The 22,766-nt window shown below is 37.3% G+C and carries 26 protein-coding genes; all 26 read right to left on the bottom strand.

What is annotated here, in order from left to right:
* Nucleotides 1-6 precede the first annotated feature (6 nt).
* The 26 genes from A2536_06450 to A2536_06325 all read right to left on the bottom strand — a co-directional run bounded on the left by A2536_06450 (nucleotide 7) and on the right by A2536_06325 (nucleotide 22,750).
* Entirely contained in the window at nucleotides 7-189 is a 183-nt protein-coding gene (locus A2536_06450) for a hypothetical protein (protein ID OGF45130.1), read from the bottom strand.
* 300 nt (nucleotides 190-489) lie between these two features.
* Nucleotides 490-678: a hypothetical protein gene (locus tag A2536_06445; GenBank protein ID OGF45119.1), complete on the bottom strand. Its 189-nt coding sequence runs from the start codon at nucleotides 676-678 to the stop codon at nucleotides 490-492.
* Nucleotides 679-907: 229 nt separating this feature from the next.
* Nucleotides 908-2,617, bottom strand: coding sequence for a hypothetical protein (locus A2536_06440; GenBank protein ID OGF45118.1), 1,710 nt, complete (start codon nucleotides 2,615-2,617; stop codon nucleotides 908-910).
* 351 nt (nucleotides 2,618-2,968) lie between these two features.
* Nucleotides 2,969-3,682 (bottom strand): hypothetical protein, encoded by a 714-nt coding sequence (locus A2536_06435; GenBank protein ID OGF45117.1) that lies wholly within the window; start codon nucleotides 3,680-3,682, stop codon nucleotides 2,969-2,971.
* Nucleotides 3,670-4,785, bottom strand: a complete 1,116-nt coding sequence (locus A2536_06430) for a hypothetical protein (protein ID OGF45116.1) — start codon at nucleotides 4,783-4,785, stop codon at nucleotides 3,670-3,672. The genes A2536_06435 and A2536_06430 overlap by 13 nt, the downstream gene beginning before the upstream one ends.
* A 17-nt stretch (nucleotides 4,786-4,802) precedes the next feature.
* On the bottom strand, nucleotides 4,803-5,750 hold the full coding sequence (locus tag A2536_06425; protein OGF45115.1) for a hypothetical protein: 948 nt from the start codon (nucleotides 5,748-5,750) through the stop codon (nucleotides 4,803-4,805).
* A 1-nt stretch (nucleotide 5,751) separates the two neighbouring features.
* Nucleotides 5,752-6,348: a repressor LexA gene (locus A2536_06420; GenBank protein OGF45114.1), complete on the bottom strand. Its 597-nt coding sequence runs from the start codon at nucleotides 6,346-6,348 to the stop codon at nucleotides 5,752-5,754.
* Nucleotides 6,349-6,407: 59 nt separating this feature from the next.
* Nucleotides 6,408-6,653, bottom strand: coding sequence for a hypothetical protein (locus A2536_06415; protein ID OGF45113.1), 246 nt, complete (start codon nucleotides 6,651-6,653; stop codon nucleotides 6,408-6,410).
* The gene (locus A2536_06410) at nucleotides 6,650-7,129 is read right to left on the bottom strand and encodes a hypothetical protein (GenBank protein ID OGF45112.1); all 480 of its coding nucleotides are present in this window, start codon (nucleotides 7,127-7,129) and stop codon (nucleotides 6,650-6,652) included. The genes A2536_06415 and A2536_06410 overlap by 4 nt, the downstream gene beginning before the upstream one ends.
* 12 nt (nucleotides 7,130-7,141) lie before the next feature.
* The gene (locus A2536_06405) at nucleotides 7,142-7,741 is read right to left on the bottom strand and encodes a hypothetical protein (GenBank protein ID OGF45111.1); all 600 of its coding nucleotides are present in this window, start codon (nucleotides 7,739-7,741) and stop codon (nucleotides 7,142-7,144) included.
* Nucleotide 7,742: 1 nt separating this feature from the next.
* The gene (locus tag A2536_06400) at nucleotides 7,743-7,922 is read right to left on the bottom strand and encodes a hypothetical protein (GenBank protein OGF45110.1); all 180 of its coding nucleotides are present in this window, start codon (nucleotides 7,920-7,922) and stop codon (nucleotides 7,743-7,745) included.
* A gap of 1 nt (nucleotide 7,923) precedes the next feature.
* A complete protein-coding gene (locus A2536_06395) occupies nucleotides 7,924-8,433 on the bottom strand; it encodes a hypothetical protein (protein ID OGF45109.1) in 510 nt (169 codons plus the stop codon).
* 100 nt (nucleotides 8,434-8,533) lie between these two features.
* Nucleotides 8,534-8,983, bottom strand: a complete 450-nt coding sequence (locus tag A2536_06390; GenBank protein ID OGF45108.1) for a hypothetical protein — start codon at nucleotides 8,981-8,983, stop codon at nucleotides 8,534-8,536.
* 69 nt (nucleotides 8,984-9,052) lie between these two features.
* Nucleotides 9,053-9,376, bottom strand: coding sequence for a DUF2958 domain-containing protein (locus A2536_06385; protein OGF45129.1), 324 nt, complete (start codon nucleotides 9,374-9,376; stop codon nucleotides 9,053-9,055).
* 2 nt (nucleotides 9,377-9,378) lie between these two features.
* The gene (locus A2536_06380; protein ID OGF45107.1) at nucleotides 9,379-11,031 is read right to left on the bottom strand and encodes a hypothetical protein; all 1,653 of its coding nucleotides are present in this window, start codon (nucleotides 11,029-11,031) and stop codon (nucleotides 9,379-9,381) included.
* 130 nt (nucleotides 11,032-11,161) lie between these two features.
* Nucleotides 11,162-11,368 (bottom strand): hypothetical protein, encoded by a 207-nt coding sequence (locus A2536_06375; protein ID OGF45106.1) that lies wholly within the window; start codon nucleotides 11,366-11,368, stop codon nucleotides 11,162-11,164.
* Between the two features lie 84 nt (nucleotides 11,369-11,452).
* Entirely contained in the window at nucleotides 11,453-12,148 is a 696-nt protein-coding gene (locus A2536_06370; GenBank protein ID OGF45105.1) for a hypothetical protein, read from the bottom strand.
* A 14-nt stretch (nucleotides 12,149-12,162) separates the two neighbouring features.
* Nucleotides 12,163-12,540 (bottom strand): hypothetical protein, encoded by a 378-nt coding sequence (locus A2536_06365; GenBank protein ID OGF45104.1) that lies wholly within the window; start codon nucleotides 12,538-12,540, stop codon nucleotides 12,163-12,165.
* A 1-nt stretch (nucleotide 12,541) separates the two neighbouring features.
* A complete protein-coding gene (locus tag A2536_06360; GenBank protein ID OGF45103.1) occupies nucleotides 12,542-13,564 on the bottom strand; it encodes a hypothetical protein in 1,023 nt (340 codons plus the stop codon).
* 80 nt (nucleotides 13,565-13,644) lie between these two features.
* Nucleotides 13,645-13,887, bottom strand: a complete 243-nt coding sequence (locus A2536_06355; protein ID OGF45102.1) for a hypothetical protein — start codon at nucleotides 13,885-13,887, stop codon at nucleotides 13,645-13,647.
* 197 nt (nucleotides 13,888-14,084) lie between these two features.
* Nucleotides 14,085-16,277 (bottom strand): hypothetical protein, encoded by a 2,193-nt coding sequence (locus A2536_06350; GenBank protein ID OGF45101.1) that lies wholly within the window; start codon nucleotides 16,275-16,277, stop codon nucleotides 14,085-14,087.
* A complete protein-coding gene (locus A2536_06345; GenBank protein OGF45100.1) occupies nucleotides 16,274-17,923 on the bottom strand; it encodes a hypothetical protein in 1,650 nt (549 codons plus the stop codon). Before A2536_06345 ends, A2536_06350 begins: the two co-directional genes overlap by 4 nt.
* Before the next feature lie 622 nt (nucleotides 17,924-18,545).
* Complete coding sequence (locus A2536_06340; protein OGF45099.1) at nucleotides 18,546-19,718, bottom strand: hypothetical protein; 1,173 nt, start codon at nucleotides 19,716-19,718, stop codon at nucleotides 18,546-18,548.
* 206 nt (nucleotides 19,719-19,924) lie between these two features.
* A complete protein-coding gene (locus A2536_06335; GenBank protein ID OGF45098.1) occupies nucleotides 19,925-20,794 on the bottom strand; it encodes a hypothetical protein in 870 nt (289 codons plus the stop codon).
* Nucleotides 20,795-21,054: 260 nt separating this feature from the next.
* On the bottom strand, nucleotides 21,055-22,374 hold the full coding sequence (locus A2536_06330) for a hypothetical protein (GenBank protein ID OGF45097.1): 1,320 nt from the start codon (nucleotides 22,372-22,374) through the stop codon (nucleotides 21,055-21,057).
* A gap of 136 nt (nucleotides 22,375-22,510) precedes the next feature.
* Complete coding sequence (locus A2536_06325; protein ID OGF45096.1) at nucleotides 22,511-22,750, bottom strand: hypothetical protein; 240 nt, start codon at nucleotides 22,748-22,750, stop codon at nucleotides 22,511-22,513.
* Nucleotides 22,751-22,766 lie beyond the last annotated feature (16 nt).

Raw genomic sequence — 22,766 nt, 5'->3', positions numbered from 1 at the left:
GTCTTTTCAATCCAAAAGGTCAGCATTAGTAGCGCTCCTTTTATACCTGCCTACCCACTTCTCTATTTCTGCCCTGTCAAACCGCAGGATATGTCCGATTTTACTGGTAGGGACTTTGGACTCACGGCTCCACCGATACAGCGTTTTAACGCTAACCCCAGTATATACGGCACATTCTTTCACGCTCAAGTAACGCCGTTCAACGCTTAGAGCCTCTGGCTTGACCGTAAGAGCCTGCCTTTGAGCTCTTGTGGCAACAATGAACCGTTCCCCTGCCTGAAGCCTTATACTGGGATTCCCTGTGTAATGCCCTTCCGTAAAGCAGGACATCCTCTCTGTGGTCATATCGTCTTTTTCAAATGACACCACAAGCTTTTCTCCGATCAACCCTAAACCGACAAACGGAATATTTAGAACTTTGTCAACATTATATAATTCTTCGATAATATCCTTACCCATAAACTCGCCCTCCTTCTAATACTCCTTTTTTTATAACCAATCAGGCAAATTCTCTATATCCTTGCCTTTTTCCAATTGGCTGTTGTCATCCATATCCAGCCCTACCTGAACCATTTTCAAACATCCTTTTTTTGTTGATACTTTTTCAGGAACCTTTTCTACCTCTTTCTGTGGTATTTCTGTAACCCCAAAATACTCTCTCAACTTTTCTAAAGCCATACACTACCTCCTGTGTAATATAAGCTGAGGCAAGACATCAGCTTTGAAATAATACAGAAAACCATAATGACCTAAATATTTAGACCGATTTTCCATATATCACTATTTCATTTGAAGTGAAAATATATAATATTATATTTTTAAATTTTTTTACCAATAAACAATATAAGCGATATAATCGGATTGTGAATCCCTTTTTAATAATATAGTGTTTGTCCATTTATATCTCCTATTTCCGTTTACTAAAACTATATGTTTTAGCTTTGCCCTCCTCCTTTTCCGTCTTTATCTCATAGTAGATCTTCAAATTCTTTTCTATGTGTGTGAGTTTCTGAGCAAGACTTTTCGGACTCCTATATGTGCTCCTTATTTCAGGGAATGCAGACCCTAGTTCATCCAGAAGCTCTTTCGCAGTTAGGCTCCGTGCTTCATACCCCGGTATTCCTGTCCACAATTCAAGTGCCTGTGCTATAGGTTCATCCCCAAGCAAGAATTCACTTTGATCATGCTGAAGCTTCTCCAATGCCAAAATAATTTTATTTTCCACCCCTACAACTCTGCCTATCCTACATACTAATTTAGCCCAATCAGCCATCCTGTGGTTTGTCTTAAATTCTGGGTTCCCATCTGTTTTCAAGTGTTGAACTATTGTGTTAAGGTCATTCAGCAATTCTGTCATCAATTCGTTTCTTTTATCTGCTCTTTCCTTTCTTAATTGTTCTTCAGATTTGAACTCTTTAAATGTTTCAACATTGAAAATGAGCATTCTGTCTGCTAAATCATCTCTCTTAAAGTTCGGAGTCCTTGAAGTCAAAAATATAAACACCCGCGGAAACATTTTACTCTTTTCATTCGTCGTGTATAATTTTCTGCGAATTATACCCGATCCCGTGGCAACAGCTGCTAAGTGGTCATTTAGCCAAAGAATCTTGCCATCAACATTGTCATAGACCACTAAGTATTCGTTACAGATACTTGCAAGGAAAGCATCTTCTTTATCCTTTCCCATAGAAAGAACTCGCACCTTGCTTCCAAAAAAAAGCGACAATATCCAAGACAAAGTTGAGGTTTTTCCAGACCCCTTCTGACCCAGAAACAGCGTTAGTGGTTTTGTAGGCAATAGACTTTCAAAAAACAGGGAAAATATATTTAGCAACCAAAAACCCCGTTGTTCACTTGGAAGGAGTAGCACCTCTGTTGATAAAGTAAAATTTATTGTATCCACTAATAGCTCTGAGACATATCCCGATCTTATATTCTGACCCAAGTACTCAAATGACTCCCAACTTGGATCATCTATGAATAGAATACCGTCTGTCCCATTTGGAACCGACTCAACTATATATCCGTTTAACCTATACATCATCCCGTCAAAGCTAGAAATATACAGGCAACTTAAATATCTATTATAGAAGCAGAAGTTGTAAACAGTTACTGTTTTCTCACGGTAGGCGTAGGCTTTGATACTCTCAATTAAATACTTATATTCTATTTCGGTCGAATTCAACCCAAAGCTAAACTCGACAAAAGCTTGAAAGGCTATCGAATTAACACTGAAAAGCTTGTGGTCTTTGTTTCTAAAGTAATAACTTTCTTCGTTGCTCCAAGCAAAGAATCCGTGCTTACACAAACTTTCTATCACCAAGGAAGCAACTTCTTTTTTGATCAAAAAAGGTCTTTTATTCTGTTCTCTTACTTCGATGATTTGGTTTTTGATCTTTTCATAGGGGAGCAGTTCCCAATCATCAAAGTAATTAACCACCCTTGGATATTTCTCATTTTGAAAAAGAACCTCAGCCGAATTATCATCTTCCAAAGACAGTACTTGCACCTTTTCTCTTTCGCTTATAAGATAATATTCGTCAACTTCAGGAGGTTCTATTCTTACAGCTTTTACAATGTGCGTATTATTTTGATTGCCTTCCCGAGATTTTTCCATTTATTCACTCCTTCTATTTTTCTGACTACAAAATAAAAAACTCCTCGCGGTCTTTCGACCATGAGAAGTTTTATAGAAGGTTTTTCTCGGTAACTTCAAATTCAACCAGCGCGACGCGATTCAGCCACGCTCTATTTATTGTAAGTATACCTCTGTTTCCTGTTTTTGTCAATACCCCTATTCATTTTTATTCGCCCCAAATCAGGTTTTTCAGCAAATAATAATCACTTGATATAAAAAACGAGGGAAATAACCATCATACTCGATTTTCCGACTTATTGATTTTGTTAATGTTTCCATGGAGGGATTTTCTTCTTGAACTATATTTTGTGTAATAAAACGAGGGAAGTTTTATAGCTTATCTGGCTTTGGGGAATCTCCCTTCTCCTTAATAAATTGCCTTGCCTTCTTGGAAATCAATGGCACAATATTTACTTTATCTTTGACAGAAAACACCATCATGAGATAATCTTCCATAAAGTTATATCCTTCAACTTTTAATTTTAACAATTTATCAGCATGACAATTTCTAATCCTTTTTTTGCTCCCGCACGGACAGTCATAATGGCCCCTATAATTATCTTCCACTAACATCTGAATAAGCTTGATTACAGTAATATCGTCGTTTGCATTTAACCGATTCTTAAAATCATCCATTATGCCTGTAATTCCATGATTCCTTTGCCCAAAAGGCATTATCCCTGTTTTTTGAAACATATGATAATTAAACAAATACGGAATAACTAACTCATTAACGAAATAAAGCAATGTAGGTTGCTGTTTAAATATTTGATTTAACGTGTATGGGGTTTCCAAGCAAAAGTATCCACCTTTAATGCGATGGTAGTCTTTCGGTATTTTAGAATCAAGGTCTCTAACAAAGGGTGGTTTCAGAGGATATTCTTTATCAATAACTATCTCAATTTCAAAAGCATCATTTAGTTCGGCAACATTGATAACAATTGTTCCGCTAATACGAAAAACATTCTCATCTTTATTCAAGAACAAATATGGGTATTGACTCCTTAATTCTTTATATTGACTGTCAACATCTACAAACCCCATGGCTGTCTCTTGCTAACATTCCCAGTGTTTATTGATACTAGAGGAACGCTATTAACAAGATTATTTCTTGTAGTCTTTATAGTGGTTCCAAGTTTTGCCTCGAGAATGGTAGTTACATCTGCACTACTTTTTCTTATCAATCCTGTATCACAAAAATCATTCTTAGCATCTTCCAACCACTCAAAGAAAGCCAATGGAAGGGAGTCATCTTCATTCCATCTCTCCATAAAATTCTCAGCAATATTGGACGGATTAGCCAAATAATAGCCTTCTTCCTTCTTATATTGTTCAATATCAAAATCACTCAAGATGTCATGCAAAGCAGTATACACATCCGCTTGCCCATTGTATAACACAGCACATATAGTTGTAATGATTATAGATGCAGGCTTATTCTCTTTTCCATCAAAATATACATCTCGATGACGCTTAAGAACTTGAACACTCTTCTGAAGAGGTGTCCTGACTTTATAATCTGGTACTTCATCTATACTCTCTTTTAAAGATGCAGCCATAGATTTTTTTAAGCTGGCAAATATCAATTTTTGCCTTTCTGAAAACCATGTCGCATATCCATCTGGATTACTAGGCTCCCACTTATACACACTCTCAGCTTTATCGGTAATTTTTATCGCTGTTTTATACAAACCACCAACTTTATTTAGTTCTACATCTAATATGGCAGGTAAAATATCCAAATGGAACTCATTCTCGTAATTGAGCGTCCAACACCTTCTTCCTTCTTTATCGAGCAACTTTGCGTATATCCCATTCTGTTTCAGGCTTTCCCCGACAATTTCTTTTAGTTCTTTCGATGTAATGCTTTTCTGCTCTTCTGCTGTTAGTAAACATACCAAGTCAATATCGCACTCATCTTTATTATTGATCGGCCTTACTACAGTACCAAGACGAAAAGAGCCTTGAGAATATATCCTTGGTATGAACTTTAATTTAAGCAATGGAGACTTTTCACTACTCAACCATGATCCAACAGCTTCATATCTTTTTACAGCTTCTAAATATCTGCTTTCAGATATATCTAAATTTTCCACAATTGAATCTAAGTCATGCGCAAGTTTTAAAACTCTATCAGCTGTTAACATTTTCTTTTCCTCCTACATTATATTTTGTGAATTGGGACAAACTCTCCTGACTTGTGTCCAGAAAAAACATTCTCAAAAATAGGAGAGTTATCTCTGCTATGCTTTGAAGCAAAAGCATACAAGTCTTGCATGTTTAGCTTATCCAATTTGAATAATCCTTCTGGTACTTTTGGACTAATTCTAACATAGTGATCTTTTATTAATAACTTGCATTGAGAACAAACCGCGGAAGATTGAGCTTGCAATATCGTTTTAATAGCAGGCAAAGCCCTTGGCAACCAACCCCCGAAATATTTCAATACAAAGGATTTTTTTGATAATTCTTCTGTTGTCCCGATATTCAATATTTTTATCGTATCAATAGGTATTTCTAATACCTTGATTGCCTCAACCAAGCCAATCATACTCGGATTATTCGCCCACAATCCTCCATCCACCAAACTAATGTTATCAATGCACTTACATGTCGGAAAAAATGAAGGCGCTGCTGTTGTTGCACGCGCTACTTTCCAAGCAGGATATTTGAAATCTCGTTTAAACCGTTCATGGTGTGCCGTCTTAAAAATATACACTTCTCCCGAATCAGTATCAAAAGATGGTATTACCAATCGTTTTTTGCTTTCTCCAAGCAATCTCGAACCAAAACATTTATCATCTTTTAAAATATCTTCTAGTATTTTCCCATCATATTTATTAAATAAAATATGTTTAAACCATGAAGCAACAGGGATACCGGCAAATATCCTTGGGCCTTTCTCAAGATAAAAGTCGACAATCTCCTTTGGCGTCATTCCCAACCCGAGGCCCAAAGCAATAATACCTCCGGTAGAAGTTCCTACTATTAAATCAAAATGATCAATCACCTTTATTTTGAGGTCTTCTTCAAGCTTAGCAAGTAACACTGCCGAGAATAGACCTTTTATCCCACCGCCATCTAATGAAAGTATTTGAAAACAATCATTCATTTTAATCCCTCACAACTTTTTTATTTCTTTTAATGACAGCTTTAACTTTACCAGCAATAGAAACTTCATTCGTACTCGGGTCAACAATAATTGGTTGCATTGTTTCATTTTGTGGTTGCAATCTGATCATATTTTGTTCTTCATAGTACTTTTTTACCGTGGCCTCGCCGTTTACAATTACAACAGCTCTTTCGCCTTGAAAAACTTGAGGCTGTTTTTGGATAACAATATAGTCCCCGTCTTCTATGTTCCCATCGATCATACTCGAACCTTTAACTTTCAGCGCAAAAATATCTTTTGACTTCCCGACTATTGACTTATCTACTGTAAGCATCCCTTCATAATTTTCCTCTGCAAACATGGGTTTCCCTGCCGCAACTGTTCCTAGAATCGGAATCTCTGTTACAACATTGCTTTCATCAATCCATTTGTCAAGTTCACATTTTTTAAATCGCCATTGGTTACTTACTTTGAAAGCAGGTATCTGTCTTAAGTTAATCATCCTGTAAATTGTCTTTTTGTTTACCTTTAAATACTTCGATACATCTTCAATAGTTAACATCTCCCCTATACATGGTAATTCATCTGCATTGTCCATTGTTGTCCCTCCTTGTCCATTATAGTATAACACATTACTTGCCTTTTGTCTACAGACAACTATCCAATTACTATGGCTTCGTATTCTGCTTTATCAGTAAGGATAATTACAGCCCTTCTTACAATCAAATCATCATATACTTCTTTTATCGTGATGTGGCGCTTCTTTCTTGAAACCTTTTTTACAACTAAACTATTATTACGCTTTACCAATGCCTCTAGAATACCTCTTAAGTTTTCTGTAACTTTGCCAGTAACAACCACCACGACATCCCCATCTTTCATCCTCTTCAACAAACCCTTCATATCGCCTCCGTCTCCTTGGAATACTCATGGACGAACTTTTCAAGAATATATTTTCTACCTTTTTGATCGGTGGTTATTGATTCCAAAACATTGCCCTTTTCATCAAACCTTGTAACATATCTTCGGAGCTTCTTAATCCTGCCTTTCTGAGTAAAGAATCTAATCACAGAAATCTGTTTATCCTTTGTATAACGGTAGCTCATCTGCCAAAGCTTCTTGCCATGTAAATATTTTACCTCGGTAATCCTCCCGTCATTCAAGTACCCGTAAATACTTTTGGAGGTAACCTTGCCTTTATTATTATACTGCTCTGAAGATATTACTCTGCCTTGCCTATCGTACTTATCCAATGAACGGATATAACTTTCAATCAGCTTTCCGTTCTCGTAATGATACAGCCAAACCTTAACAGCCGTAATTTTAAGTCTCCTCATCCTTTCAGCGTTTTTCTTTTCTGGTTTACGAACACCGTACATTTTTATCCTCCTTTAATTAAAGTTTAGTTTCCAGACAGCTTCAAACTTTTTGTCGTCATTTGTATGAAGATATAACTCAGTCGTGCTTATTGCGGAATGACCCATGAGATCTTGGACAGTCCTTAAATCCACTCCTTTTGAAAGTAAGGTCGTGGCAAACGTATGCCTTAAAGTATGCGGCGTTATTCTTTTTGTTAGGCAACTTTTCTCGGCATACTTCCAGACTATACAATCCACTGCACAATGAGTTAACCCTTGTTTCTTAAATGGCCCGTGCTTACCAAGAGTTAGAAACAACGGCTGGCTCGGATCATGACCGTTTCCGATTGCCCTGTGATACTTCATAATCAATTCACAAGTATCTGGCTTTAGAGCAATCCTCCTGAGCTTATTTCCTTTACCGATAACCTCCAATATTTTTTGGTTCCTGTAATCTTTTATACTCCCTACCGTTAGATCACAGACTTCGGCTTTTCTACATCCTGTCGTTAACATCAGGGTTAGAATTGCCATATCTCTTTTACCCTCTGCCGTCCTTTGATCAGGCAGGGAACAAATCAACCTTGCCTCATCCTCCGTTAAGAATTCACTTTCTTTCTTCCTTGTATACATCTTAACCACCTCCATTTTTTAAGTATCCAATATTACCTTCCATACCTTTAATGCCTCCCATCAAATTCTCGTTTAAACGGGGTTTATACACCCGATCATTCCACCCATAATATATTTGGTTTATGCTCCAACAATAACCTTCAATTTCAGTGATTAACGAGGTTAGCTTATGTTTCGCCATTTTATTCTCTCCGTTCAGGAATTACGTACGGAAGCCCCAACACTTTGTAAACTGATTCTTCCGTCTCTCCTGCTATGAATTCCTGAGTCCCATCAGGGCTTACTTTAAACACACCGTACTGGCTTAACATTAGACCCTTGTTCTTTGCTACTTGCCTTAGCTTCATATTTGAGATCCACCCTCCTGTGTGATGAAGAATAAATGCACCAGAGCAATTGTTATTACTTAAGAGCAGGTTCAAATCAATTTGCTTGCCTTCCTTGACTATCGAGCTTTTTACTATCCCGCTCATTATTATCTGTTCTCCTAAAACGCAGAACTTTTGCATTACAAACTCTCTGGTATATTCTTGCTTTGTTTTTGCAATCAAATCAATGTCTCCGACTATTGGTTTCATCCGCCTTATAGACCCTGCCACAACTATCCTTTCACACCAAGGTTCAAGCTCTTTACAGACCCTATCCGCCAGTTCTTTTGCCACGCTCCATTCGATTCTATCCTTTTTTGTCATCTTTACCCCCGTTATACGCATTTTCTTATCCATGCCTATCCGTCCCGTCTATAGTACACCCCAAGTATCCTTTGGTTTTCTATAACAAAACCCCTCCTTTTTAGAACAAAACCAAAACTTCCTTTGGTATAGTCTTATCCGTAAACCCTTGCTCATTAGTGATGATCACTAACAATCTATAACCCGAAATATTTATCACACCCCCTTCTTGAGTAAATTTTAATCCGTCCTCTCCCGTCTGCTTTATGCCATGAGTTAACTTTCTTCCTATTTGTCCCAAGTTTTTAGGAACAAATATTATAAAGAGTAGGTTTTTCTGGGATTTGTAAAAATAGATAGTTTCATAGGGTTTCATAGATAGTTGAATAGGTGGTTTCTCCCTGAAACAATAATTAAATAAATAAGAATATAAGGTCGAGATAGTTTTTCTCCTTTTAACAGGGTGCCGTATTTCTCCTGATAGAATATTCTCAAATCCTATCTTTTCATATAAACTACCTATCCCACTATTATTTCTTAGAATTGCCCTTTTAAAATATAATTTAACCATTTTGGGTACCTCGTAAACCCTCTATTGAACTATCTTTAAACTGCCTACTAACCCTCTATTGCAAATATCTCACCAAGAACCGTTAGCTTGGACGATCTTTGGTACTTCTTTTACTTTCCTGACTTGCCAATGTTTATCCGTATCCACTTCGAGCCAAGATACTTTCAGATTCTTTAATTCCATGAAGCTTATATAACCCCACTCAGCCATTTCTGGATCGCCTAAAATTGCAAATCCAAAAAACGTATCCACCCTATCGTACTCGGTTATATACCAGTCACAGTTTGCTACAAAGAAATGCATGTAAACTATTTTCTCAGCAGTTCCTTCTCCGTCTTGCTCATACAGCTTTGGAACGCTTTCAAGCTCTTCTTTTGATGGTTTTGCCCACATACTCATTGCCCTCCTTCAATATGGTAGCGTTTTGCTAAATCCGCCAATCTTATCCTGTTAAACAAATAGTAATTCTTTCCGTTTAGCATCCTCTTCTTTTCAAAACATTTTAACCTCCTTAAAACATTCCCGAACTTTGTCTGGGTCAGTTCTAACATCTCGTCAGGATTTCTTTGTTTAAAGAACTCGAATAACTCTGTTGCTTGAACTTCCTTTACATCCTCTATCATTTCCATTAATCCACTGATTATAAGATGCTCCATCTCATCCTCACCTATCTGGGATTTCTCATCATACTTTTTCGTAGCCAAGTCAAACATTGTTCTAAACACCTCGTCCGTTCCTGCCATCTTATCCAAGAATGTTGCTATGGTAAAAATTGACTTCCATAATTGCCATTCCCTACCGGAGAAACTCATCTCGTTATGGATATTCATATACAGGTCTTTTATTTCAATATGATGTTTCATTAACAATAAGTATAGATTGTTTCTTACAGCTTGAAATTTTGGATCCAACAAATATATCTCCCTTTCTGAAATCTCCTTATTGCCACTCCTGCTCATAGTGATATAGATAACCCTGCTACCTAGAACATCTTCCACCCCTGCAATATTGGCAAATACCTTCGGTGAATAACTTCTAAATCTTTGTATCTCGAATCCGTCTTTTCTTTCTCCACACCTTAGTACACTGGCTCCTGCCTCATACCCTGAAAGAATTACGCTCCTAAACTCTGGATTATCACCGCTATTGATATTTTCCATTTCATCAATCATTAAACTGCTCCGATTGGCTTCTACTATCCTAAACGTTGAAGCCGTGCTTAAACTTGCCGTAAACTCTGCGTTAAATGCAAATCTTGACGTTAGTTTTAAACACTTTGACTTCCCACTTTCTCTCGTCCCTGAAAGGAAACAATAAGGGAATGATGAAAACAATGGATGAAAGTATGTACCTATGCACCATATCGAAAAGAAATCGTATAGAGCCGTCTCTTCAAAATCTAAATACTGTTTGTATAACTCCTTTATTTCATTGAACACCTGATAGGCGTTAATCTCGCCTTCTTCATTCTTTAAAAACTTCTGGATACTTTCGGACTTCCACCTGCTTTCAGGTAAATACGTTGATCCCGAATAAATCAGTTTCCGCTTATACATCTCTTCCTTGGTTAACGGGAAACATTCACGGTTACTGGCAATAACATATGGGACTTCAAAATACTCACCTTTTACTTCCTTATAGAGGGTTATTGTTACATAGGCGGTTTCGTTGATGAAATCCAAGGCGGGACAAAATATTCTAGGCTCTTCCCAGACGATATGGGCAGGTATCTCTTTGTCGGGTTTAACTCTCTGCTTTCTGCAATCGTATAGATACTCGTTTATTACCTTGCTTGACATTCCTAACTGGGAGATAATCTTCTTCTTGATAATCTCTAACTCGACCCCATCCAACCAGACTGCGACCTCAAACAACAGGCTCTTAATTTCTCTACCTTTTTCAACATCCCCCATCTTTGCTATGCTTGCCAGTTTTTCATCTACGGCGTTTATTATGCTATCTTGTTTAACCTGCGTTTCCATGTGCTCCCTCAGGTCATTCTTTTCTTTGATACTGATAGTCTTTATCAGCTCTCCGATCTTTTGCATATCTGCTCCTTAAAAATACGATTTTTACTTCCATTATATTAAAAACATTCTTTTTCACGTTTAAACCCCCGTTTTCCTTCTCTTCTTATTCTTATAATATATTTGGTTATAGCGATCCGAGATCTCATGCTTAAGCCCCGTTTGCTCGCGTATTTGCCCGTTTATAATTGATCCTTCCTTTACTTTTCCCGTACTTGGCAAAAAGGTGACAATATACCTCTACTTTTAAAATGTCCGTCACCGCCCTTGAATACGAGAAGCCCATATCTTTCAAAACATTAACCATGATATCCACCAACTCGATTGCTTCCGTCTCCAACTCTTCTTTTTCTCGCATTCTTCTTGGCTCCAAATAGAAAGAGCCTCTTGGGCTTTTAACCCTCAAGGCTCTTAAATTTAAACTGTCTTGTTTTGTTCTACTTTATTTCTTGAAACCTTCGTTAATTACCTTAATAGGACTTAGTACTACAACGTTGTCTGAAGAAACGTATTCAAATTTCCCAGTAACGACCATCCAATCGTCTTCCTTAACTTCTGGAACTTTTTTTAACATAACAGCACATTGATATGTATACCCCTCTGGACCAAGAACACTAACACTATAGCTATTATTATCCCTGTAACTCGAAGCCAGACGACCCAAGGGATTTTCCCTTGAAATGTAACTCACTTTAAATCTCCAAGTTGTAACGGTTCCTTTGTATTTTTCCTCAGCACTACGAAAGTTGACCCATTCATCTTTTGCATCCCGATCTTCTTTTGGCTTGTATTTTTCTTCTTCTTGTCTACGCTTTTCTCCAGCGATCCTTTCCGCCTCGACCCTTACCAACTCCCTATTAATTTCAGTTAAACGCTCCCTTGAAGATGCAACTAAAGAACTCGTTGGATACTTCTCAATTACAGCTTCAAACTCCGTTTTCGCATTATAATATGACTTATCCTTCAATAATAAAACACCTTCCTTATAATGATAATCTGCCGTCTCTTTTAAACACTTGATCTCATTCTTCAATGAAGCATTCTCTGATTTTAGTTTTTCAATTTCACCTTGTCCACAACCTCCAACAAATACAATTACTAGCCCTAATATAAACAAGCCAACATCTTTTCTACTCATAACGCACCTCATTCTTAATTCGCTTTATAGATTGCGACGTCACTTTTTAAACTTTCTACCCCTTCTCCAGAAATAGTCCTTTGATAAGAATATGTCGTCCCGATAACAACTGGATAATCCTCATAATATGTTGCAGTGGTTGTTCCTATTTTCACCCCATCTCTATAGATGTTACTCGTATATGAGCTTGTCCATTCTTCCCCATATTTTATATTCCAAGTTAATCTCATAGTGGTTGAAGTATTTCCAATCGTAGTTATATTCGGTTTGTATGCCTGTATTTTTGTTGCGAGATTTATTGAATCATAAGGATTGTTCCAACTACGGGTACATCCAACACCTATCAAAACGCTTAATATTAGTACTACCGTTATTCTATTAATTGGCTTCACTTTAAAACCTCCCGCATAATGCTATGCTTATTCCGTCAAAGGAAGGTTTGCATACTAAATGTATTTTGTCATTATCCAATTCCGACACATTACTTTCTGTTGATGTATTAGTAATTAATGCAATCAACCCAAACACCCCTGTCCCAATTCCGCATGCCAGCGTTGCCGTATCCCATGTCTGCGTTTTAGTTTTATGATCAAGTGCTGACTCATTACTCTGCGCCTTTTGATATAAATCATATTCATTAGAAGCATTTAAGTAGCTCCCTGCTGTTGCAATAGCAAATCCGCCAGCTATCCATGCCCATGCGTCTAAAGGTTTCGAGGGCTTAACTATCTCTGAATATTTATTTGTTTCAGACAAATATTGACTTGTTTTCATACGTTCATATTTTAATTGAACCCCTGTAATATTAGATGCCAGTTTAACGCTACATTCTTCGAAGTCATTTTTTGATTCGCACCTGATTCTTTCTGACTTATCTACGCTACCGCTTTCTACGTCAAGAAGTCTAACTGTAATATAATAGATTCCGCCTAACTCGTTTATGTCGCCAATAAATATCTTTCGAACATTAAGTAACTTGCCGACTTCCACTGCACACTCGCTTGAGGTACACCCTGTCATCTGGAGCTTCTGTTCTTTTAAAACATCCTCCATCTTGTCTCTTCCTATCACTAAGTATTTATTTGTCCTGTAAAGATCGTGTCTAAATAAACTTACAAATATTGAAGTGTCAGTCTCTGATACATTCTTCGACTCAAAGCTTAACACTGCAACATTTATCTTTTCCTCAGCAAAACCTATTCCGGTCAAAAGGAAGGTAAGTATTAATAGGGTTAAAATATTCTTGGCTTTCTTAATGGCGACATTTCCAAGCTCTTTGCTTTTAACTGCTTTTATGATGGCTCTTATTACCTTGCCTTTACCTATTCCTTTACCGTTATTATCTTTAATAGTTTTATCTATGTTATCAACATATTTCATCTCTCCTTTATTAAGTAGTACCGTTTTTGACTTCATCTATCCGTCTCCTTGCCCATCTGCCCTAATGGGCATATTGTCTTTATAAAAAAATAGAGGACTCCGAATAACAGAGTCCTCTATCGCTTCTTTTTACTGACTTCTATAGCTTTTTCAATTTTCTTTACTAAGTCTTCTTCGGTCTTAACTTTGCTCAGGTCTATATCGTACTTCATAACCGCTCTTATACAAGCCTTAATTATTGAGGTTTTTGGTATCCTGAACCCACCAAGTTCTCTGGCATCAATACCAATATTCTCTAACCACTTAGTTAGTTCCGCGTTCATTGGCACGTGTACTTTAAAAACTTCATTCTTTTTCATTTCATTTACCTTAATATAATTATATATTACTTCCCGTATAATCTCAATATCAAAATAAGGTATTTTGACCTTAACGAGATAATGGCTTAGTAGTCAACACTTTAACGGGGCAATTTCGAGAGCAAACGCCGTTTTTACACGTTAAAATAGTTTTAATATAATTTTATATTAAGGGATTACAAAAGGAAGGGCAAACCCTATATGTCCAAGATTTTCCATTCCGAGAGGTCATCTTTATTATATTTGTACTTATCGTTACTATTAACTCTCCAACTATTTTTAACAGATATGACTATTCCACCCTCAAGCTTTTTTACTTTTTTCAATTCCTTCTTAATGTATTTTTGTAAGCCTTCCGCTCTTGGGCCAGCCTGTTCTGCTGTCATTCCGCTTTTAGTATCAAATAGTCCAATCCTGCCATCTTTAAATTTAACTACAAAATCAACATAAAAACTTCTTTCTATGCCATTCTCATCCTTGTACGGTACTGCAAAATATTTAACCTCGCCCTCTCCGTTCTTATACCACCATTTTACCTTACTAGATTTGTCAAGCAATTCTACAAACTTTCTCTCGGGATCACTTTGTTCAGACACATAGAATGGTTTAATAATAGACTTCTCATGGTCTTCTTTTTTATACCTTTTGTTATAGTTAATGACTATTGGAACTTCCCATTCCGGCGTCTCTTCCTTTTCCTTTGTTTCGGATAGTTTTTCTATGACTTCTTTTTTGTATCGCTCCTTTGCAAGGTTTATAACATCCACAAATGCTTGTTCATTCTCCTTCCCTAAGACTATACCCTGAACCTTTGGATCATACTTTTCTATTTTGTATTTTTGCTTAAAGTATTGGTATATAGCTGTTTTCATTCTATCACTTGAATCAACTGGAGCATAAGGAGAACAATTCTGAATGATAAATCTATCAAATTTTTCTTGCAATTCCTTCTCACTTAAAGTCAAATACACCTGGCCCTTGTCCTCTATCTTCCCAGGTTTATCCACATCTTTTATCTTCCCATCTGATATTATTGGATTGATAATTTTAGATTTGTCCACATTAATTTTATTTTGTAATTTGTTCACATCAGCCACCGTCACAAATATTCTCGTAAAGGCCCCTGACAAACGTGTTCTTTCTCTTTGCCTTTTCATGAAAACTGATGACAAGGCTAATTCCTCATACAACTTGTTATCTCTTTTACCTTCATATATTGATATATAGTCTTTTGCGTAATCCTCTGTTATTTCAATGCTTGGCAGATTTGTAAAAACAAATCCTTTATTCAGTTCCTCATTCTTAACATAATAACGCAACTCTGGCATTCTCATAATCCTGCCGATCGTCTGTATAGTAAAAACAAAACTTTTCAATTCTCTAAATATCACCAGAATTGATGCTCTTGGGCAATCCCAACCTAACGCAATAGCTTGCTTAAATACCAAGACCTCTACGTCATTATCATTTTTTTCTATATTTGGTAAAGTATCAGTTTTTTCTTCTGACAACCATATTGCTAATTTCCCGTTCTTTTCAGTAATTCCTTTTGATTCTAGAATTTTTTCCACATCTTCTTTTTTGTTAATCAAATCTCCTTTACTGTCTGGCAATTGAATTAACACAAGCGGATTAATATTTGAACCTTCGTTCTCGAACATTAATTTCAAATCTTTTCTCTTCTTTAATGCCTGATCAATTACCAGTTCGTCAGCACTTTTTGACCCGACTTGGATACTTTTAAATTCAGGATTAACAACAATTTCCATCTTAATCATTTCTTCAGATTTAACATCAGTTAAATGGACTTTCTCAATCTCAGAGACTTTGTCAGTTAGATGAGGTGTAGCAGAAACCTCTATGGTTACTTTAGGGCCAATAACTTCTATTAATTCTTTTGACTTCTCTGAATTTGCGGAATGATGGCTTTCGTCAATAACTAATATTACAGTTCTTCCTTCCTCTTTTGTGTTCCGAATAATACTATTCAAATTATTATCTCGCTCATTTTCTTTTACAAATATATTTATGTCTTTCTTGTTTATGCTGTGCCAGTTAATAAACAAAATTTCATTTTCGTTTATCTTCCTGTCTTCCAAGTCTTCAAAGTATGAGCACTTTATTAGCCTATCATCTTCGTAATATTTTTCTAACTTTTCTTTGCTTTGTTCATGAAGCATTCTAACTGACACCCAGACAAATGAATAACTTTTATCACCCTTCTTATTCCGCACTATTTCTTTTAACAGCTCTGACACCATTACAGTTTTTCCAGAGCCTGTAGGAGCTTGAAAAATGATCACTTCATTTTCTGGAGATCTTAATAGCTTTTCTGTTTTATTCTTAAGACCTTCTATAGCTATTTTTTGATACTCCTTTAATTCGATCATTTGAATATCCTCTTATAAACATTCAAAATTACTGCTGGTATAGGTTTTAATTCTACAAGATGTTTTATGTCTTCAAATTCCTCTTCCCTCGCATTCTCGTCAAGTGAGAAAACGTATATAACAACTAATTTATTAATCTTTCTTATTTCCTTCTTAATATCCTCAATTCCCTCATCATCATAAACTATACCTAAATGCTTATTTTGTGAATCTTTGAATATTCTATATTCTTTACCTTTTTTTACTTCCTCAAAACAATATTCTTTTAGACACAACATTTCCGTTGATTTATCAACTAACATCTTTTTACTCTTATCAGTCGGAGAAGCGTCCACAAAATCTGTCTTATAATACTTTAAATTTGCAGGCATTCCAGTTATATCATCGTGCCCTTTAAGACCTTTTATTACTCTTTTTATTCTTGGATAGCATACACCTTCTGCAATTTTATTTTCATTATTAGTGCAGACAATAAATTTTCTACTACCCTTGTCTTCATTATTAAGCATTAAGACAGCATGACCAGTGGTTCCAGATCCTGCAAAATAATCCAGAACTATACCATTCTTCGGAAGAAACAAATCTATGCAATCCATAACAGAGTACAAGCTTTTAGGGTAATCAAAATTTGTTTCTGGGAGGATCGTCTTTAAAAGACGCGTGCCGTATGCATTAGCATTATACTTACTTCCATGCCAAAACGATGTTGGTTTTACACGACCAAGTTCACGACGTTTGTAATAGATAGTTATTCTTTCTTTTCGAACAACAGCACTAAGCTCGCCCACATTGTCTTTTGCTCTTTGTTTGTCCCAAAGCCAAACCCTCTCAATCCCTTTAACATTTATTGGCCAAACTTCACTCGTTCCTTTACCTGGCTCAAAAAATATTTTACCTTCTTTAGAAACATGGAATGCATACCAGTAGTCTGACCCTCTGTCCTCACGCGAAGCGTCTCTTCGCATCAACCCTTCCCATCGGAAATTGGATACCGGATCTTTTTCTGGAAAATCTAAACCAAAGTCTACATTTAGACCTCTGGTAATCGGGGTACCCCATGTTACAAATAATGCATATTCGTGTGCTTCCATTATATATTTGCTTTGACGTCTTCCTTCAGGTTTAATACAAATTGAAACTATACCAATATTCTTGGCATTTACACCTTCTAACAATCCGAGCAACCCCAATAATTCATGATCATCAATTGTTGCTATTAGAACTCCGTCCCTTCTTAAGAGATTCTTAGCTAAAATTATTCTTTTATTCATCATCGAGAGCCATTTGCTATGCCTATAATCATCGTTTTCATCAACGTAGTCGTTATTATATTTCCAATCCTTTGCTCGAGTATTATAAGGAGGATCTATATATATGACATCGATTTTATTTTTATGTGTATAATTTAAGACTGACAAGGCATGATAATTGTCACCTTCAATTAAAATATTAACAGGGAGGTCTTTATTGGTTTCTATTATTTTATCGTGTTGTTCTATTAAGACAGGGAGTTTGTTTTTACAAAGCTCGGCAACTTGCTCCGGTTTATCTTCCCACACCATACCATATTTTTTTCGCTTCCTTAGCTTTTTAATTTCTGTTAATAATTCTTCTCTTGACCAGCTACTAAAATCTTCTTTTGGCATATAAGATTGCTCCAGTTATTCAGCCCATACAAAATACTCTTCTTATGGCCGTCTCTTTTAACAATTATAGCAGTATTAATCTTCTTTATAAAGGGAAATCAGGTTTTTGATTGTAACGGAACAGCCCAAATGTTAAACGGGTTCATTTCCATCGCAAACGGGGTTATTCCTTCCTTTAGCTATTCCAATATAATTTTATATTATAACTTTTAAATAACCCTTTCAAACCAAAAATAACACGGTTTCTTAGGGTGATCCCAGTCACCTTCTGGCAAAACAAAAGTGTGCCCAAAATGTGCCTGACGGATGCACCTGGATGAGTAAATCTGGGCTCGGGTGAGACTCACGATTTCAAGAGAAGTCCTTTTAGAATCAGAAAATCATTTGGATACAAGGAGAACAGCTATCGGTCTAAACGCTTTGGGAAGGTGGCATTCTACCGCTGAATTACGCCCGCAGCCGTAAACGATGTTTATAATGCTTTTAAGGTTTATAAAGTAAAATCCTTCAAAGCAATCAACAAAAATATTGTAGCACCCAAAAATGTTTTTATCAAGAACAGTTTTGCAGCTTTTTTTGTTATCTTGTTAACCCCGACAGTCTCGGCAAATGTCCTATTATTTTATCCGGCAAAAAACCTTGATGCCGATACCACAAAAAACCTCTCCTGCTCAACTTTCAGTATATTCTCGCTTGCCACCAACTGAACGTAGGGAATATCATCGAACATTGTAGAGTGTTGATAATGATGCTTCTCTATTTTTTCTGAAGAAAGTTTGGCTTCAACTAACAAATAAGGCGTAGAGTTCTTAGTTATCATAAAATCAGTTTCGGTCTCACCTCTGGCTTTAACAAAATATAGCGCATATGTATCGGCGAGAGTACTATTCCAAAGATCCACTCTGGATTTAAGTTCAACAGCCACATAATTCTCAAATTTCTCCGCATCTCCTTTCACTGAAACCCAGTCATAGAAATATACCTTCTTTTCCTTTTTAACAAGGCGATTGCCTTTTTTGTAATAAGGCGGCACCTCAAATATAGCGTACGAAAGTGTGAGATATTTTACATAATTTTTAACGGTATTGAAATTGAGCTCAAGATCCTCCCTGAGTGAATTTATCGATAAAGGGGCCGCTATTTTGGAGAGCAGCAAGTAGTCGAGATCGGATACTTTTTGAAGCTGATGTATGGCGGATAAGTCTCTTAAGTCTTCTTTGACAGTTTTTTCAAGATATTCCGCATGCCAGCTTTTTGAAAAGACAGCATCCTGATTTAAAAATGGTTCAGGGAATCCGCTGAATTGCATAAGGGTCTCCATTGCTTTTTGTTCAAATCTGTTTCCGGAAATGTTTTTCTCTACATATTTCAGTGCCGTTTTGTCCGGCAATATGTTCTCATATTTTTTTCCCAACACTTCGGCAAGTATCAGGGGATTTAATCTGAAGAGGAAATAGCGGCCTGCAAGGCTATCCCCTGCCTTGTTAAACATATCAAGCCTTGCGCTTCCTGTAACAATGATATTCAGTTTAGTTTCATAGGTATCAAAGAAATCTTTTAGAATATTCTTCCATTTAGGATACTTGTGTATCTCGTCAAAACAAACACTGATCTTCCTTCCTCTGTCTCCATTTTTCAGCAGGTCGTTTGCAAGAAAATCAATTTCATTTCTGTATCTCTCCCGCAACTCTCTTCTATCCCAGTTATAATAATAAAGCCCGCTTTTGTTCTTTTCAAGCGCACTTTTGGCAATTGTAGTCTTTCCTGATTGCCTGGGTCCGGAGATAAACCGCATCTGCCTTGAGAATCTCTCGGAAAACGCTGTTTCCTCTATATATCTTTCTATTCGCTTACTCATGTTGACATTATTACACATGTATATAATATTGTCAAGGCATTATTATACAACCATGTAATTTTGTCAAAAGGGCTTCCCGCGAAGATAGGTAAAAAGGGACGGCTGGTCCATCATTTCCCCTTTCCGTTCTTCTGCCTTATACTTTATTTAATGATATTTTTTGTCGGCAATGAACGGGTTTCTGCCTGGGCGGCGCACAGGCAGGAGCCGAATATAAAAATACAGCCGGAAAGATAGATCCACATAAGGAGTGCCATGATCCCGCCGAACGCTCCATAGACTAGATTTAACGAGGCAAAGTTCTTAACATAGATAACAAATAAACTTTCTACCGCCTGCAGTAAAACTGTCGCATACAGGGCGGCAATCCACACCCGGGAAAAACGCACGAACTGTTGCGGAGCCAGCATGTAAAAAAGGCTCAGGCCGAAGAATATCACCAGCAGAGGGATAAAGAAGATTCCCAAGGCATATATCCAGAAAGCAAAGTCAGGTACTGTAAAAAGCCTTCCCTCTGTCATTTTTAAGAGGACAGGTGCCACCATGCCGAGGAAGACCACGCCTGCTGTTACGCCGAGCATCACCAGGCTTTTCAGCGGCAGACGCCACCACTTTCTAACCGGAGTATCCCAGGCAAGATTGGCAGCGAAGATGAGGGTAGAGAAACATTGGATGGCGCCCCAGATCAATATGAAAAACGAAATAACACCTACATGCCCCCGAGCTTTGACCACACCTGCAATGGTGTTGAATACTTGATCCTGCATTTCACCTCTGATCGGGACATATCTTTGCATATAGACAATGATCTCTTTCCCTGCTACGACCGGATCAACAAAAAACGAGGCAATGGTGACGAAAAGGACAATTAACGGAAATATAGAAAAAAAGAGATCAAAAGCAAACGATCCTGCCCACTGTCCCCCGTTTAACCGCAAAAACTTCTTGACAGTGATACTAAATATCGCCCAATCCCTGCTAATCTTATTTTTAAGTTTTATTTTCGTAATCATATATTTTTAATAATCCTATTTCCGATTTGTATAATTACTTATAATTTTATTCTATTTTTCAAAACACCTAAATTGTCTAATCCCGCAGTTAATTGACTTTTATCTGCCAACATATTATTAGAGGTGCTGTAAAGAATTTTCGTAGTTTCATCTCAGAGCAGTATAATTGTTGAGCATATGGGGTTATATCTAAAATGGGGTCAACGGCCATTATTTCCATTTTGCGGCTCGATTATTTCAGGACAGATAATTACAATGCTTCACCGGTTTGTTAAATGGTGCTGACTCTTTTGTTTTAGGAAAACAACGGCTATTACCAGAACCCATTGAAGGTAAGCTATTATTGATATCCTTTCAAAAAGCCCTGCGTAATAAAAGCCGGAAAGCCCTGCAATTACGGTAATGAGAGCGAAGCCCAATATGAAGAAGAGAGATATTTTCGAGTAGGCCCTGAGCTTTCTGTTATGATCCTCGCCGAACTCAAAGAACAGCGTGCTGATTATGGTAAAGACCGCCAGTATCGCAATAAAAAAATGATGGGTAAAACCGGAGAAGGTCATCCTTATATTTTCCGGGTCTTTGGGGAATATAATTATCAGTATCCCGGTTACCCCCGCTCCGATGAGGGACAGACCGGACCAGGCCCTGTATTTTTTTTTGACGTTCCTGCTTATAGCAAATAACCCGTATCCGAATAGAATGAGGCAGATGTTACTTAAAATAAAACCGGCCCGGAGAATTATTCTATTTGGCGCGCCGGCCTGGACCAGAGTGCTTATCGTATGGGAAAGCGGGGCGTAATCAGGTCTTAGAAACCCGCCGAGCAGCACAAAACCGCTGTACATTACCGGCGCGATGATCCCGGCGACTGCATAGACTATCTTCATCCTTCGCGGCACCTTCTGCTCTGTCTTAGCGATGATCTTCTTTGAAAGCTCTGAGATCTTTTTTGAGGTCTTTTTACTGACGCTGTGTTTAAGCGCCAGACCGGACATTACGATTACCCATTGAAAGTACAGGATCAGTGTTATCCGCTCGAACATCCCGACAAGAGAAACTTTTGACATTCCCGAAATTACTGTGACAACCGCGGAGATGAGAATAAAGATCAGAGAAATAGTTGAATATATTTTGAATTTCCGGTTACGGAACTGTCCGAACTCGAAAAAAATAATGCTCAGCATGGCAAGAATGGTCAGGAACGCGGCTATAATATGATGCAAATAACCTGTTACACTCATGGCGCTTACGCTGTCCAAGTCCTTGGGTAATAAAATGATTAGAATACCTGCGATACCTCCGGCTATAAGTGTAAGGCCTGAAATGAACTTGTACTTATTCGCTTCATTCCTTCCTATCCTGAATATTCCGTACCCAAAAAGCGCAAGTAATGAGTTACTAATAATAATGCCGATATCAAGGAACATTTTATTCGGCGCGCCTCTCTGAATAAGAGTGCTTATTGTCTCACGAAATGAGCTATAATCCGGATTTATATATCCGCCCAGCAATATAAAAAAGCTGAACAGAACCGGAGCCGCAATACCCGCAAACCTGAATACTTTCAATTTTATCTGCAATTACACTTCCCCCATATACGACCTGATTATACGGGATTAATCGTGGTCTGGCAATAGCCATTGTTGACCCGAAATCCGAAGTAGAAAGCATGTCATTATTTGATTGTATAATATTAAAGTTTAGAGGGATTTCGAGTTAGATTCCGCTTCCACCAGTGATATAGGGCGGATCTTTTGATGAGATTGCAAAGCTATTGGATTCCACTGATTCTACAATAAACACTAAGATTTTATTAAGTTCTAGTTTAAATAGTTCTACTTCGTTTTTTGGGGTTGACTGTTTTTTAATATTTTTTTCTCCCCGAACTTTCAGCTTTTTCTTTCTCTCCCGCTCCAGCCAACCAGCCTGCGCATAAAGCTTCGGTTGGTAAACCATCTTGCTTTTATTCTTT

The sequence above is a fragment of the Candidatus Firestonebacteria bacterium RIFOXYD2_FULL_39_29 genome (genome assembly GCA_001778375.1).
In the GTDB taxonomy this organism is placed as follows: domain Bacteria; phylum Oederibacteriota; class D2-FULL-39-29; order D2-FULL-39-29; family D2-FULL-39-29; genus D2-FULL-39-29.
Note: the sequence above shows the minus strand (reverse complement) of the source record. Positions and strands in the feature narration are given on the sequence as shown.

Excerpts from the sequence above, each read along its gene's own strand:
- A2536_06345 (OGF45100.1), bottom strand. The coding sequence starts at position 17,923 with ATGCCAAAAGAAGATTTTAGTAGCTGGTCAAGAGAAGAATTATTAACA.
- A2536_06400 (OGF45110.1), bottom strand. The coding sequence starts at position 7,922 with ATGGCGAAACATAAGCTAACCTCGTTAATCACTGAAATTGAAGGTTAT.
- A2536_06355 (OGF45102.1), bottom strand. The coding sequence starts at position 13,887 with ATGAAAAAGAATGAAGTTTTTAAAGTACACGTGCCAATGAACGCGGAA.
- A2536_06360 (OGF45103.1), bottom strand. The coding sequence starts at position 13,564 with ATGAAGTCAAAAACGGTACTACTTAATAAAGGAGAGATGAAATATGTT.
- A2536_06390 (OGF45108.1), bottom strand. The coding sequence starts at position 8,983 with ATGGTTAAATTATATTTTAAAAGGGCAATTCTAAGAAATAATAGTGGG.
- A2536_06370 (OGF45105.1), bottom strand. The coding sequence starts at position 12,148 with ATGAGTAGAAAAGATGTTGGCTTGTTTATATTAGGGCTAGTAATTGTA.
- A2536_06440 (OGF45118.1), bottom strand. The coding sequence starts at position 2,617 with ATGGAAAAATCTCGGGAAGGCAATCAAAATAATACGCACATTGTAAAA.
- A2536_06350 (OGF45101.1), bottom strand. The coding sequence starts at position 16,277 with ATGATCGAATTAAAGGAGTATCAAAAAATAGCTATAGAAGGTCTTAAG.
- A2536_06380 (OGF45107.1), bottom strand. The coding sequence starts at position 11,031 with ATGCAAAAGATCGGAGAGCTGATAAAGACTATCAGTATCAAAGAAAAG.
- A2536_06325 (OGF45096.1), bottom strand. The coding sequence starts at position 22,750 with ATGGTTTACCAACCGAAGCTTTATGCGCAGGCTGGTTGGCTGGAGCGG.
- A2536_06425 (OGF45115.1), bottom strand. The coding sequence starts at position 5,750 with ATGAATGATTGTTTTCAAATACTTTCATTAGATGGCGGTGGGATAAAA.
- A2536_06410 (OGF45112.1), bottom strand. The coding sequence starts at position 7,129 with ATGTACGGTGTTCGTAAACCAGAAAAGAAAAACGCTGAAAGGATGAGG.
- A2536_06405 (OGF45111.1), bottom strand. The coding sequence starts at position 7,741 with ATGTATACAAGGAAGAAAGAAAGTGAATTCTTAACGGAGGATGAGGCA.
- A2536_06415 (OGF45113.1), bottom strand. The coding sequence starts at position 6,653 with ATGAAGGGTTTGTTGAAGAGGATGAAAGATGGGGATGTCGTGGTGGTT.
- A2536_06385 (OGF45129.1), bottom strand. The coding sequence starts at position 9,376 with ATGTGGGCAAAACCATCAAAAGAAGAGCTTGAAAGCGTTCCAAAGCTG.
- A2536_06435 (OGF45117.1), bottom strand. The coding sequence starts at position 3,682 with ATGGGGTTTGTAGATGTTGACAGTCAATATAAAGAATTAAGGAGTCAA.
- A2536_06395 (OGF45109.1), bottom strand. The coding sequence starts at position 8,433 with ATGACAAAAAAGGATAGAATCGAATGGAGCGTGGCAAAAGAACTGGCG.
- A2536_06430 (OGF45116.1), bottom strand. The coding sequence starts at position 4,785 with ATGTTAACAGCTGATAGAGTTTTAAAACTTGCGCATGACTTAGATTCA.
- A2536_06445 (OGF45119.1), bottom strand. The coding sequence starts at position 678 with ATGGCTTTAGAAAAGTTGAGAGAGTATTTTGGGGTTACAGAAATACCA.
- A2536_06420 (OGF45114.1), bottom strand. The coding sequence starts at position 6,348 with ATGGACAATGCAGATGAATTACCATGTATAGGGGAGATGTTAACTATT.
- A2536_06335 (OGF45098.1), bottom strand. The coding sequence starts at position 20,794 with ATGATTACGAAAATAAAACTTAAAAATAAGATTAGCAGGGATTGGGCG.
- A2536_06375 (OGF45106.1), bottom strand. The coding sequence starts at position 11,368 with ATGCGAGAAAAAGAAGAGTTGGAGACGGAAGCAATCGAGTTGGTGGAT.
- A2536_06340 (OGF45099.1), bottom strand. The coding sequence starts at position 19,718 with ATGCGGTTTATCTCCGGACCCAGGCAATCAGGAAAGACTACAATTGCC.